We start from the raw sequence: 13,060 nt of genomic DNA on the forward strand, positions 1-13,060 counted from the left end.
CGCCGTCGCGCACATAGGCAAGGCCGAAGCGGGTGAAGCGCGGGTCGAGCATGTTGCGGCGATGGCCAGGTGAATGCACCCAGATGTCGAACAGCTTCTCGAGGTCGAAACGACCCTCGGCGATGTTCTCCGCCGCGGCGCCGGAAATTCGATTGTCCTTGACGCGCGAGGCGAAATCCTTGCCCCAGCCGGTGGTGTGGCTCATGCGGCGGCGCTGCGCCATGTAGCCGGCCTGCTGCAGGGCAGCCTGTTCGAGTTGCCGGTCGGCGACCAGCGGCGCGAGCCCCGCCGAGGCGCGGATGCTGGCCAGCGTGCTGGTGGCGGAGGAGGAGACCCCGGCGCCTTCGCCTGACGGCAGTGAAACGGTGCTGCAGGCGGCGAGGCCCGCCAAGGCTGCGAGGCCGGTCAGCACCATGCGCCTGTGCAGATTCGGGATCGGGTGGGTTTCGATTTTCGCTATGGTCATGCCCCTGAGATAACGTCGATCATGGCTTTTGCCGGGCAGGGCGGCGAAAATCGAAGATGTTAGGCGGCAGTATCGAGATCTGCGTCCGAGGAACCGCCCATCCGGTCGTCTTCCGTATGCACCCACCACGACCCGAGCGCGTCGATGAGCGGTACAAGCCGGCGGCCAGGCGCTGTGAGGTCATAGTCGACCCGCAACGGATAACCCGGACGCACCGTGCGCCGCACGATGCCGGCTTCTTCCAGCTTGCGCAGTTCCAGGGTCAGGATGCGATGCGACACGGTCGGGTTGTCACGTCTCAGTTCACTGAACCGCTTGGTCCCGTCCTTCAGATAATAGAGCAGCAGTGTGGGCCAGCGACCGCTGAGCACGCGCATGGTCTCTTCGATCGGGCAGCGTGAGACGACGTCTTTCATGGGCGGATCCTGGTTACAGAATTGTGCGTAATTTACATGGGACGACAAGCGTTTAGGGTCAAGTTTCGCTGCGCGGCGTGATCCTCTCAATCACGGAAGAAAACAAATGGAACCTATCCTCCTTTACGGCTTCCCGGCGGGAAGCTCGATGGGGCTTGTCGCTGCCTTTGAACGCGTCGGGCAACCCTATCGCCTGTGCCGCGTCGACATGCTCACCGAGATGAAAAACGATGCCTATGCCAGCATCAACGACCGTCAGGAAACGCCGGTGCTGATCACCGACGAAGGCCGGGTGCTCACCGAGACAATGGCCATCGCCTCGTGGCTCGAAGCCCGCGACACACAGCGCCGCATCAGCTTCGAACCGCGCACGCCGCAAGCCGACCGCATGCACCAGCTGATGGCCTTCGTGAACACCGGTTTCACCGCCGCCTTCAGCCCGCTCTGGGTGGCATTGGAAATGGCGGCGGATGAACCGGCGCTGAAGGCGACCTTGCGGGAGTTCGGCCGCAAGGCCGTTGCGGAACGTCATGATCGGCTCGAGGCGATGATCGCCGACACGGATTTCCTGGTCGGCGACCGGCTGACGCTGGCCGATACCACGCTGATCGGCGTGGCGCGCTGGGCGGAGTTTCACCAGGCGATCGACGGCGCTGCCTATCCCAAGCTGGCCGGATTGCGCCTTCGCATCGAATCCGATCCGGCCGTGCGTTATGCGCTGGCTGTCGAGGATGGCGAACAGCCCGCCGGTTCTGGCGCCTGCCTTGGCCACGTCCCCCTGACTGAGGTGATCGATCGCTTCGCTTCATAAGTTGCCAGCCGCGCGGCGCCAAGTGCATGGCGGCGCGCGGCGCCAAGTCTGCTGCCGCCCGGTTCAACCAGCCGTTACCGGCGGACTTGGCGACAACTGCTTCTAAATCGGCTAGGATAACGCTGTACGAGAAATGGCAGCTCCGGGCGGCCATCCAGGCGGTGACCGCCCCGACACACCGCCCCGACACACGGGAGGAAGGTTATGGCTGGCTTTCATGTCATGGCGGACGCACGTGGAATGCATGTGCAGCCAACGGTGCGCCGCATCACCACGTCGGACCTTTGGGACGCGCTGCGTCTCGGCTTCGAGGATTTCTGGGCAAAACCATCGCACTACGTGTTCCTGTGCCTGATCTATCCCATTGTCGGCTTGATCCTGACGCAGTGGACGTCCGGCGCCAATGCCATCCAGCTCATCTATCCCCTGATGTCGGGTTTCGCGCTGCTTTGGGCCATTTGCGGCCCTCGGCCTTTACGAGATCAGCCGCCGGCGCGAGCTCGGCATGAACACCTCCTGGCGGCACGCGTTTGACGTGCGGCGCTCGTCCGCGGTTCCGTCGATCGCTGTCATCGGCGTCATGCTGGTGGCGCTGTTCCTGCTGTGGCTCTACACCGCGAAATCGATCTACACTGGGCTGTTTGGCGACCAGCCGCCGCCCTCGATTGGTGGCTTCATCCGCGACGTGCTGACCACCAGCAAGGGGTGGACGCTGATCCTTGCCGGCAATGCCGCGGGCTTTGTCTTCGCCGTAGTTGTGCTGGCCACCACCGTGGTTGCCTTCCCGCTGCTGCTCGACCGTGACGTCGGCGCCGTTTCGGCGATCGAGACCTCGGCCCGGGCGGTGATGGCCAACCCGCTGCAAATGGCGCTGTGGGGCTTGCTGGTCGCCGTGCTTCTGGTGATCGGTTCGATCCCGCTGTTTGCCGGGCTCGCCGTCGTCATGCCGGTGCTCGGCCATGCCACCTGGCATCTCTACCGCAAGGTGGTCGAGCCCGAGCGGGTACAGCAGATAAGGCGGCCGATGTAACGAAGCAGGCACCCATGGCCTTCTCCCTGCCGAGCCTGCCCAACAAGATCGTCTGTCTGACCTGCCTTTGTATCGGTAGCTATCTGCCTGCCGCGCCAGCGCGCGCTGACCAGCCGGTGCAGTTTGAAAGCGCGGCTTCGGAGCCAACGTCATTTCAGAAGCGCATTGCGCAAGCAGGCGGCAAGGTCCCGAAGGCCGTTCCCGGCACGCCGCTGCAGGGGTATTTAACGCGTCCGCCGGGTGAGGGGCCGTTCCCGGCTGTCGTGGTTCTGCACGGATGTTCAGGTCTGCCCGGAAGTGTAAAGAAAACCTGGTCCGAGCGACTGTCCTCCTGGGGTTACGTCGTCCTCGTCGTCGACAGCTTCAGCACCCGCGGCATAAAGGAGACCTGTGATGGCCTCCACTCTGTTGATCGCGTATATGACGCCTACGGCGCTCTGGAATTCCTATCGAAATACAGTTTGTCGAACCGCGGCGCATTGCGTTGATGGGGTTCTCCGCTGGCGGGAACGCAACGCTCGAGGCCTTGCAATCTGGTGGAGACGAGCGGCTTATGGAGCGCAAATTCAAGGCTGCGATCGCCTACTATCCGGATTGTTCGGCAACGAATGGCGACATGGCGGCCCCGACCTTGATACTGATCGGCGAGCTTGACGATCGGACCCCCGCCAAAATTTGCCAGGAGATGATGACGCAGCGCAGCGGCAAGGGAAGCTCCGTACAGCTTGACGTCTACCCGGGTGCTCGTCACGGATTTGACTCCGCAGGATTGAAGACTGGCATCGAGACCTATGGTCACCGGATGCAGTACAATGCGGCCGAGCAATCCATCCTTGCCTCTCATGCATTCCTGAAAGACGTCTTCGGCGGCTGATAGTGGCGACTGCCGTTTTGCACTCTCAGCGCTGCGCGTCTGTCGCCATCTTCAGCGCGAGTGCCTTCCGCACCGTGCCATCATCCGGCGCCGGATGACCGATTTTCGCAACCGATGTGCCGATCGAGACGGTGGGCGACCGGCGCTTTCACTACCGCTGACGCACGAAACGTGGCCTCTTCATTTCGCGAGAGTGATGCGGCGACTGGCATACATCTCGCGATTTCCAAGCATGGCCGTGCAATCCGTCCTGACGGACGAGTTTCCCGTCATCAGCACGGTCTTGCCGACAAGCCTCAGACAATCGCCCTGACTGCTCATATCTGAGTTGCCAGCGTAGGAAATGGGCGCGTCAGGCGCATAGACGAAACCGCTGATCGTGGAATTTGCCCCGCCATTGAGCGTCAAGGCGGACGTGTTCCCGTGATCCTCGAAAATGGTGATGCCGGCATAGGGGCCGCTGGTGGACGGGGAAAGGTCCACTTTCTCATTGGCATTTATGTAGAGCTGTGCGCCTTCCATGAGGAATATAGTCACGCCGTGGCCTGTCAGGCTACCGTTGCCGCCGGGCTTGATGGTGGTGCCGCGCAGGATGTAGACGCCCGGATCAAGTGTGATGTCCCCCGACATTGTCTTGTCGCAATACGTGCCGGGCGACAGCGTGTAGGTTTTGCCGTTCGGGACCGGCAGACACAATGTGAAGGGGGGAGGGACGACGTCGGCCAGAGGATCAAAAGACGCATATTGATGTTCGAGCGGCATTCCACAGGTGAGTGTGGCGTTGGGTGACGAAAGCCCGGAAGTGCCGCCGACAGTCGAGACGCAGCCCGCTGAAACCAGTGCGGAACCGCCCCTGTTCACGGCGTCGGGCGCATCCGAGTTTGCCGCGATCACGCAGTTGCTCATCGAGACGCTGGTCGAGCCCTGCAGGCTCACGGCGGCGGATGCCTGCGGATCGAGCGCCAGCACGCAGGCTTGCGCGCCAGGCTCAAGTTTGACCGAGGCCGAGCGGTGAGCCTGCCAAGCGGGCGCGCCGCTGATGAAGCTTGCTCGGCTGATTTTGGACGAAACCGAGATGTAGTAGGCGCTCGGGTCGCCGCTCGCGGCTGCCGAAAAGGCGGAGACGCTGCCCGAATATTCTTGCTGGTCGGCAATGCTCATATTGGCCGCGAAAAATGTCAGCCCGAGCGCCTGGACATCACCTGCCGTCATGCCGGGCGAATACTTTGTGCCGACGGCGAGCCCCGCCGCGTCCAGTGAGTTCTGCAATTGCGCGGCATCCTCGCTGGTGCCCACCAGATCCATGACTCCGGCAACGCCAAGCATCATCGGCAGCATCGCCATGGCGGTGGCCAAGGGAAAGTTGCCGCGCCTGTCGCGCGCGAATCCGAGGATCATCGCTTTTAGCATCCCAGCCCAGAAACCAGTGGTCGGCATGACGATGCTCATAAAACGCTAATTTTCACGTTGCTGGATGCGTCAAAGACCGGCCAGTTTTTTGGAGGTTAGTTAACCATGCCGGCCCCACGGCACGATAGTGCGCCGCCATTGCAGCTACTGAAGCGAGGAAACCTTGGACTTTACCCATCGCAGCCTTTCGCGCGAGACATCCACTGCCGCTCGCGCGCCTGGCGAAAGCTGGTGACAGGCCGGGACGGTTCGGCTAATCCGAACCGGCTGCGGCGAACCGTCGGTCGCGGCGTCGCAACGATCACGACTGAAGGAAACGGCATGGCGAATTCGCCTGAAATCATCGGCTCGCTCGAAGACGTGTCGAAGGCCTATTCGGCAATCCTGTGCGACGTCTGGGGCGTGGTCCATAATGGCGAAACGCATTTCCCGGTGGCGGCTTCCGCACTGGCAAGGGCTCGAGAGGCGAAAATCCCCGTCGTCCTGATCACCAATTCGCCGCGCAGAAGTGCCGATGTCGTGGCGCAGATGAACGCGATCGGTGTTCCACCGTCAGCCTACGACCGGGTGGTTACCTCAGGCGACGTGACGCGGGATCTGATCGCCGAAGGGCCGCGCAAGATTTTCCATATCGGCGCCGACCGGGACGTCACCCTCTATGAAGGTCTCGACGTCGAGCTTGTCGAGGAGTTCGAGGCGTCCGGCGTCGTCTGCACCGGCCTGTTCGACGACGAGGTCGAGAAGCCCGAGGATTACACGGAGCTCCTGCGGCGGCTGCGCGCCAGGAACCTGCCTTTCATCTGCGCAAATCCCGACATCGTGGTCGAGCGCGGCGAACGCATGATCTGGTGTGCCGGCGCGCTGGCGCGTGACTATGCCCAGCTTGGCGGCCGCACATTGATCGCTGGAAAACCATACGCGCCGATCTACAATCTCGCAATGAAGGAAGTTGCCGAGATTCTTGGCCGGCCGGTCGAGCGCGGCCAGGTGCTGGCCATCGGCGACGGCATGATGACCGATGTGAAGGGCGCCGCCGACAATGGCTTCGATGTTCTTTATGTCTCCGGCGGCATCCATGCCCGCGACTATGGCGATGCCCTGCAACCGGATCCGGCAAGACTGGCGGCGTTCCTGGAAAAGCATGGCTATGGTCCGGTGGCCGTCATTCCCAGACTTCGGTAGGTGACGATGGCAGCCTTCCAACGCGTCCTGGCAACCGCGCCGCTTCCCGCCGACCTGCGCGGCGGCGTGGTGGCGATCGGCAATTTCGATGGCGTCCATCGCGGCCATCAGGCGGTGCTCGAGCGCGCCTCTGCCGAGGCCGGACGGCGCGGCGTACCGGCCCTGGTGCTGACGTTCGAACCGCATCCGCGCAAGATCTTCAGGCCTGATATCCCGTTGTTCGTGCTGACGCCGCCGCCGATGAAGGCGCGGCTCCTGTCGCTGCTGGGCTTTGCCGCGCTGGTCGAGCAGCCGTTCACGCGCGACTTCGCCTCGCTGTCGGCGGAAGCGTTCGTGACGGATGTGCTGGAAACGAACCTTGGCATTACCCACGCCGTGACCGGGTTCGATTTCCACTTCGGCAAGGATCGTCAAGGCGGCCCGGCCTACCTGATGGCGGCGGGTGAGCGTCACGGCTTCGGCGTCACGCTCGTCGACGCCTTCCGGGACGAGGGCGCCGAGGTGGTGTCGTCCAGCCGCATCCGCGGATTGCTGGGCGAGGGCGAAGTGGCTGAAGCCGCCGGTCTGCTCGGCTACCGCTTCACCGTCGAAAGCGAGGTGGTCGGCGGACAGCAGCTTGGCCGCACCCTTGGCTTTCCAACCGCGAATATGAGGCTGTCGGCGGAAGCCGCACTCAAGGAGGGCATTTATGCCGTCCGCTTCCGCCGCGCCGACGGCACGCTCCACGACGGTGTCGCCAGCTTCGGCCGTCGCCCGACGGTCGACGACAATGGCGCGCCGCTGTTGGAAACCTTCGTCTTCGACTTCTCCGAAGACCTCTATGGCGAGGTCTGTCAGGTTTCCTTCTTCGGTTTCCTGCGCCCGGAGGTGAAGTTCGATGGGCTCGATGCGCTGGTCGCGCAGATGAAGCGCGATGAAGCCGAGGCACGCGCGCTGCTTGCCGGCGTCAAGCCGCTCTCCGATCTCGACGCGGCCATGGCTTTTTGAGTCCAGGCATGATCCCTACTTTTTCAGCGCCAGGCCGACGGCGATGAAGGTCCAGCCCTGGAAGATCAGATCGATCGCAAGGAACAGACCGAGCACCCACAGGCTGTTGACCGGCCAGCCCATGGCGATGATCAGACCTGCAAGCGCGCTGATGACACCGGCGGCGACGAGCCAGCCCCAGCCGCGTTCCGGCCGGTGGCTGTAGCCGACCCAGGCCCTGAGCACCCCTGACGCGACCAGCGCGATCGCCAGCAGGAACGTCAGCACCGCCGAGGCAAGCAACGGATTGCCGAAAGCGAAGAAGCCGGCGACGGCGTACAGCAGTCCGCTGAGCAGCCAGTAGAAGAAGCGATTCCAGGACTTGACGCCGAACGCGTGCACGATCTCGATGATACCCGCCATCAGCATCAGCCATCCCACGACGTAGACGGAAGCCACCGTGGCGACGAACAGATTGGCGAAGGCAATGCCGCCGAAGATGAGCAGCAGCACACCGAGTGCGACAAACCATCCCCATTTTGTCCGTGTCTGTTCGATCCCGATTTTCAAGGCATCGCCATGCAGGGTCATTGTCGCGGTCTCCATCGAGGGCTGCGGAATACTGCGGATGGAAGGTAATCCGGGCGCGAGCCAACGTCCAGCCGATGACCGGCAGCGGGATCGCGGCAAAGCGCGAGCATATGTCTCGGCTTTAAATCAAATTTTACCAAACGGCCGTCAAAGCTGTGATCGGCAATCATATGCGTTGTGTTAGTGGAGTGGCCATGAGTTCGGTCGGAAGAATCTCTCTTGTGTTGGCCGCCGCGGTGCTGGGTGGGACGGGCGCTGCCAATGCGGGCGAGGGCAGCTGGCTGTCCGGCGACTGGTATCTGACCGTAGGTGCCACCGGCATGGTGGCGCCGAATTTCGAGGGCGGCAAAAAGTACCTGCTCAGCGCCTCGCCGATCATTTCGCTGGGCAAGGCCGGACCTGCTGCCCGCTTTGTCTCGCGCAACGACAACATCTCGCTGGCGCTGGTCGATGATGGCGGTTTCCGCGCTGGCCTGACCGGCAAGTTCCTGTTTTCCCGCGATGACGACAACGCCGATGAGCTGAAGGGCCTCGATCCGGTGCGCTGGGGCGGGGAAGTCGGCGGCTTCTTCGAATTCTATCCGACCGACTGGCTGCGCGCCCGCGCCGAGCTGCGCCACGGCATTCGCGCTCACAACGGCTTTGTCGCCGACATTGCCGCCGACGCCTTTTACGATGTGACGCCGACCGTCAGGATTTCGGGCGGCCCGCGTGTTTCCTTCGCCTCAGGCAATTATTTCGACGCCTATTACGGCGTCAACGCGCAGGAAGCCGTGGCCTCGGGCTTGAGCGAATATCATCCCGGTGGCGGGCTGAAATCGACCGGCCTCGGCGGCGCCATAACCTGGAAGGTGACCGAGCCGATGACCGCCAGCCTGTTTGGCGAATATTCGCGCCTGATGGGACCGGCGGCCGATTCCAGCCTGGTCAAGGAGCGCGGCGACCGCAACCAGTTCATGATTGGCGTGTCGACCACCTACCGCTTCGATTTCACGATGTAAGTGAATCGAACGAGACGCTTTATTCCTGCCGTGGCTTCGGCTAAAAGCCCAGCCATGACCAGCTTTTCGCGCCTTTTCGCGATCGCGATACGAATTACAGGCCCGGTGTTCCGGGTGGCCTGAGCGCCGCCGGAGCCGCCGGGAGTTTCTGCGCGCCCCCTCGCGCTTTTTCCATAACATGATAGTTCACGCCCGAGCTTGTACGCCCGCCGGGCAATGCAAATGGCAGACCAATGACCGATACAACTGAAACGATCGACTATTCCAAGACGCTTTACCTGCCGCAGACGGACTTCCCGATGCGTGCCGGCTTGCCGGAGAAGGAGCCGCTGCTGGTCAAGCGCTGGCAGGACATGGATCTCTACCGCAAGCTGCGCGAGAGCGCTGCCGGCCGCACGAAATACGTTCTGCATGACGGGCCACCCTACGCCAACGGCAACATCCATATCGGCCACGCGCTGAACAAGATCCTCAAGGATGTCATCACCCGCTCGTTCCAGATGCGCGGCTACGACTCGAACTATGTGCCCGGCTGGGACTGCCACGGCCTGCCGATCGAGTGGAAGATCGAGGAGCAGTACCGCGCCAAGGGCAAGAACAAGGACGAGGTGCCGGTCAACGAATTCCGCAAGGAATGCCGTGAGTTCGCTTCGGGTTGGATCAACGTGCAGGGGGCCGAGTTCCAGCGCCTCGGCGTCATCGGCGATTTCAAGAACCCCTATACGACGATGGCTTTCCATGCCGAAGCGCGCATCGCCGGCGAGCTTTTGAAATTCGCCATGTCGGGCCAGCTCTATCGCGGCTCCAAGCCGGTGATGTGGAGCGTGGTCGAGCGCACGGCGCTGGCCGAGGCCGAGATCGAGTACCACGACTATGAGAGCGACACGATCTGGGCGAAGTTTCCGGTCGCCAGCTTGGCCCGCCCTGTCGATGGCGAGACCAAGCTGACGGAGGGCGCACTCGATCTGCTGCAGGCACATGTCGTCATCTGGACGACGACGCCATGGACGATCCCCGGCAACCGTGCCGTCAACTATTCGCCGCGCATCAACTATGGCCTCTATGAGGTCACGGCAGCCGAGAACGCATTCGGCCCGCAGCCGGGTGAAAAACTGATCTTTGCCGATGCGCTGGCCGAAGACTCCTCGGTCAAGGCCAAGGTCACCTTGAATCGTCTCCGCAGCGTTTCGGCGCAAGAGCTTGGAAGCCTTACGCTTTCGCATCCGCTCAAGGGTTTTTGCGGCGGCTACGACTTTGCCGTTCCGATGCTCGCCGGCGACCATGTCACCGACGATGCCGGCACCGGCTTCGTCCACACCGCGCCCGGCCACGGCCGCGAGGACTTTGACGCCTGGATGGATGCGGCGGTGGATCTGCGCGCACGCGGCATCGATCCCGCCATCCCGTTCACCGTCGACGATGGCGGCTTCTTCACCAAGGACGCGCCGGGTTTCGGCCCCGACCAGGAGGGTGGACCGGCGCGTGTCATCGACGACAACGGCAAGAAGGGCAACGCCAACCAGGCCGTCATCGACGAGATGATCAAGCGCAACGCGCTGTTCGCGCGCGGCCGGCTGAAGCACAGCTACCCTCACTCCTGGCGGTCCAAGAAACCGATCATCTTCCGCAACACGCCGCAATGGTTCGTCTACATGGACAAGGACCTCGGCGACGGCTCGACACTGCGCAGCCGGGCGCTCAAGGCCATCGACGACACCCGCTTCGTGCCCGCCGCCGGCCAGAACCGCATCCGCGCCATGATCGAGGAACGCCCGGACTGGGTGCTGTCGCGCCAGCGCGCCTGGGGCGTGCCGATCGCCGTCTTCGCCGATGCCGACGGCAATGTGCTGAAGGACGAAGCGGTCAACCAGCGCATCATGGACGCCTTCGAGCAGGAGGGCGCCGACGCCTGGTTCGCGGCTGATGCCAAGGAGCGTTTCCTTGGCAATCACGACGCTTCGAAGTGGAAGCAGGTGATGGACATCCTCGACGTCTGGTTCGATTCGGGCTCGACGCACGCCTTCACGCTGGAAGATCGTCCTGACCTGAAATGGCCGGCCGACGTCTATCTCGAAGGCTCCGACCAGCATCGCGGCTGGTTCCATTCGTCGCTGCTGGAAAGCTGCGGCACCAGGGGCAGGGCGCCTTACGACACCGTCGTCACCCATGGTTTCACCATGGACGAGGATGGCCGCAAGATGTCGAAGTCGCTGGGCAACACCGTGGTGCCGCAGGACGTCATCAAGCAGTCGGGCGCCGACATCCTGCGTCTATGGGTGGTGACGACCGACTACTGGGAGGACCAGCGGCTCGGCAAGAACGTGCTGCAGACCAACATCGACGCCTACCGCAAGCTGCGCAACACCATCCGCTGGATGCTGGGTACGCTTGCCCATGACGATGGCGAAGAGGTGCCGCTGGAGAAAATGCCGGAGCTGGAGCGGCTGATGCTGCACCGGCTGGCCGAGCTCGATGAGGTCGTGCGCTCGGGCTACGACGCCTTCGAATTCAAGCGCATCACCCGCATGCTGCTCGATTTCATGGTGGTCGAGCTGTCGGCGTTCTATTTCGACATCCGCAAGGACGCGCTCTACTGCGACGCGCCGTCGAGCCTGAAGCGCAAGGCTTCGGTGCAGGTGGTGCGCCATCTCTTCGACTGCCTGGTAAAATGGCTGGCGCCGATGCTGCCTTTCACCATGGAGGAGGCCTGGCTTGACCGTCATCCCGACGCCGTCTCGGTGCATCTCGACCAGTTCCCGCAAATCCCGGCGGACTGGAAGAACGAGGCGCTGGCGGAAAAGTGGCGCCAGGTGCGGCAAGTGCGGCGCGTCGTCACCGGTGCGCTGGAGATCGCGCGCGCCCAGAAGGTGATCGGATCGTCGCTGGAAGCGGTGCCGGTCGTCACAATCAACGACGCAGCGCTCGAAGCGGCGATTTCAGATGTCGACATGGCCGAGATGGCGATCACCAGCGATCTGGTCATCGCTCATGGCGAGGCACCGGCTGGAGCCTTCGCGATCGACGACGTCAAGGGTGTCGCCGTGGTGGTCGAGAAGGCCGAGGATCGTGGCCTGTTAAAATGTGCACGCTCCTGGCGCTACACCGCCGATGTCGGCCAGGATCCGGAATTCCCGGATGTTTCGGCCAGGGATGCGGCGGTGCTGCATGAATTGAAGGCGCTTGGCCGACTTTAACGGTTAGTCGGCTGGATCGGTGCACAAATGCCACGCCGGGCGGGCGAAAACCGCCCGCGCGTTGCCCTTAACGAGTGGTTGAGGTAAACACGCGAAACTCCGGAAGACAAATTGTCGCCGGATTTCCGTCGCAAGTGCTTGGACGATGGGGACCGGCCACAAGGCTGGTGGCAATCGAGAGGCTGTCTAGAGTGGGACTTTTTGGCATGACCGAGAGATATAATGCGCGCTTGGCGCTGCTGGCGCCGCTTGTCGCGTCGGGCCTCGCTTTGTCGGGCTGCATGGGCTCTCCGACCTACGGCACCGACAAGACCGCCGGCGAACAGCTGGCTGGCGATATTTCGGGCGCCTTTTCATTCGCGCCGAAGCGCAAGGAACAGATCGACTACAAGCCGCGTCCGACGCTCGTGAAGCCGGCGCCAGGCCAGAAGGAAGCGCTGCCGGCCCCGCAGGACAGCATCGAGACGGCGAGCGCCGAATGGCCCGAATCGCCCGAGCAGCGCCGCGCCCGCTTGCGCGCCGACGCCACCGCCCATCAGAACGACCCGGCCTATCAGTCGGAGATCATCGACGACGTGCAGACGGACCCGGCCTCGGTGAAGAGGGCGATGGCGGAGTCAGGGTCGAGCCCCCCGCCGGCATGGACACCGGCCGATTCCGACAAGGGCCGTGCCGCCGAGATCCAGCGCCGCCTTGCCGACAGCAAGCAGGGCGATCCGAACACCCGCAAATATCTGAGCGAGCCTCCAGTGCAGTATCGTGTCGCGGCCGGCACGGCGCCGCAAGATCAGCTTGGCGAGGACGAGTACAAGAAGGAACGCCGCCTCAAGAAAGAGGCGGAAGGCAAGAAGGGCAGCGGCTGGTTCGACTGGATGCCGTCTCTGTAAGAACACCACGTTGTGTCGCCGGGCGTTGCGCCCGGTTCAGCCACGCCGTTCCCGGAAAAATTCCTTGAGCAATAGACCCGCTTCGGTCTCGCCCATGCCCGGATAGATGTCGGGCGCGTGGTGGCAGGTCGGCGAGGCGAAAAAACGTACGCCATTGACCACGGCACCGCCCTTGTCGTCGGCGGCGCCGAAATAAAGCCGGCGCAGCCGGGCGAAGGAAATGGCGCCGGCG

At 63.1% G+C, this 13,060-nt stretch carries 12 protein-coding genes and 2 pseudogenes; 9 read left to right on the top strand and 5 right to left on the bottom strand.

What is annotated here, in order from left to right:
- On the bottom strand, nt 1–466 hold a 466-nt coding region (locus tag EN750_RS03330; protein ID WP_145967381.1), incomplete at its 3' end, for a CAP domain-containing protein.
- A 59-nt stretch (nt 467–525) separates the two neighbouring features.
- Nucleotides 526–882 (bottom strand): helix-turn-helix domain-containing protein, encoded by a 357-nt coding sequence (locus tag EN750_RS03335; protein WP_127395619.1) that lies wholly within the window; start codon nt 880–882, stop codon nt 526–528.
- Nucleotides 883–988: 106 nt separating this feature from the next.
- On the opposite strand from EN750_RS03335, the gene EN750_RS03340 reads away from it, so the two are divergent.
- From EN750_RS03340 to EN750_RS41600, 4 genes and pseudogenes are all read left to right on the top strand, one after another.
- Nucleotides 989–1,693 carry a glutathione S-transferase family protein gene (locus tag EN750_RS03340; protein ID WP_127395620.1) on the top strand — a complete coding sequence of 235 codons (705 nt, stop codon included), beginning with the start codon at nt 989–991 and terminating at the stop codon, nt 1,691–1,693.
- A gap of 204 nt (nt 1,694–1,897) precedes the next feature.
- Nucleotides 1,898–2,723, top strand: a pseudogene (locus EN750_RS03345) (DUF2189 domain-containing protein).
- 14 nt (nt 2,724–2,737) lie between these two features.
- Nucleotides 2,738–3,211: a dienelactone hydrolase family protein gene (locus EN750_RS41595; RefSeq protein ID WP_348629362.1), complete on the top strand. Its 474-nt coding sequence runs from the start codon at nt 2,738–2,740 to the stop codon at nt 3,209–3,211.
- Nucleotides 3,211–3,597, top strand: coding sequence for a dienelactone hydrolase family protein (locus EN750_RS41600; protein WP_348629361.1), 387 nt, complete (start codon nt 3,211–3,213; stop codon nt 3,595–3,597). The genes EN750_RS41595 and EN750_RS41600 overlap by 1 nt, the downstream gene beginning before the upstream one ends.
- 180 nt (nt 3,598–3,777) lie before the next feature.
- Here EN750_RS41600 and EN750_RS03355 read toward each other — a convergent pair whose 3' ends face one another.
- Nucleotides 3,778–4,941 (bottom strand): pilus assembly protein, encoded by a 1,164-nt coding sequence (locus tag EN750_RS03355; RefSeq protein WP_189526026.1) that lies wholly within the window; start codon nt 4,939–4,941, stop codon nt 3,778–3,780.
- Between the two features lie 387 nt (nt 4,942–5,328).
- On the opposite strand from EN750_RS03355, the gene EN750_RS03360 reads away from it, so the two are divergent.
- Together EN750_RS03360 and EN750_RS03365 are read left to right on the top strand one after the other, a co-directional pair.
- On the top strand, nt 5,329–6,189 hold the full coding sequence (locus EN750_RS03360; RefSeq protein WP_127395621.1) for a TIGR01459 family HAD-type hydrolase: 861 nt from the start codon (nt 5,329–5,331) through the stop codon (nt 6,187–6,189).
- 6 nt (nt 6,190–6,195) lie between these two features.
- Nucleotides 6,196–7,176 (top strand): bifunctional riboflavin kinase/FAD synthetase, encoded by a 981-nt coding sequence (locus EN750_RS03365; RefSeq protein WP_127395622.1) that lies wholly within the window; start codon nt 6,196–6,198, stop codon nt 7,174–7,176.
- A 15-nt stretch (nt 7,177–7,191) separates the two neighbouring features.
- Here EN750_RS03365 and EN750_RS03370 read toward each other — a convergent pair whose 3' ends face one another.
- Nucleotides 7,192–7,746: an HdeD family acid-resistance protein gene (locus EN750_RS03370; protein WP_127331536.1), complete on the bottom strand. Its 555-nt coding sequence runs from the start codon at nt 7,744–7,746 to the stop codon at nt 7,192–7,194.
- A 194-nt stretch (nt 7,747–7,940) separates the two neighbouring features.
- On the opposite strand from EN750_RS03370, the gene EN750_RS03375 reads away from it, so the two are divergent.
- From EN750_RS03375 to EN750_RS03385, 3 genes are all read left to right on the top strand, one after another.
- Nucleotides 7,941–8,747: a MipA/OmpV family protein gene (locus EN750_RS03375; protein WP_127331538.1), complete on the top strand. Its 807-nt coding sequence runs from the start codon at nt 7,941–7,943 to the stop codon at nt 8,745–8,747.
- Nucleotides 8,748–8,980: 233 nt separating this feature from the next.
- Entirely contained in the window at nt 8,981–11,941 is a 2,961-nt protein-coding gene (ileS, locus tag EN750_RS03380; RefSeq protein WP_127395623.1) for an isoleucine--tRNA ligase, read from the top strand.
- A gap of 206 nt (nt 11,942–12,147) precedes the next feature.
- Nucleotides 12,148–12,828, top strand: a complete 681-nt coding sequence (locus tag EN750_RS03385; RefSeq protein WP_127395624.1) for a hypothetical protein — start codon at nt 12,148–12,150, stop codon at nt 12,826–12,828.
- A gap of 36 nt (nt 12,829–12,864) precedes the next feature.
- Here the strand turns inward: EN750_RS03385 and EN750_RS03390 are convergent.
- Nucleotides 12,865–13,060: pseudogene (locus tag EN750_RS03390) on the bottom strand (nucleoside deaminase); the annotation flags it as partial.

The organism is Mesorhizobium sp. M7A.F.Ca.ET.027.03.2.1 (assembly GCF_003999175.1).
GTDB lineage: Bacteria > Pseudomonadota > Alphaproteobacteria > Rhizobiales > Rhizobiaceae > Mesorhizobium.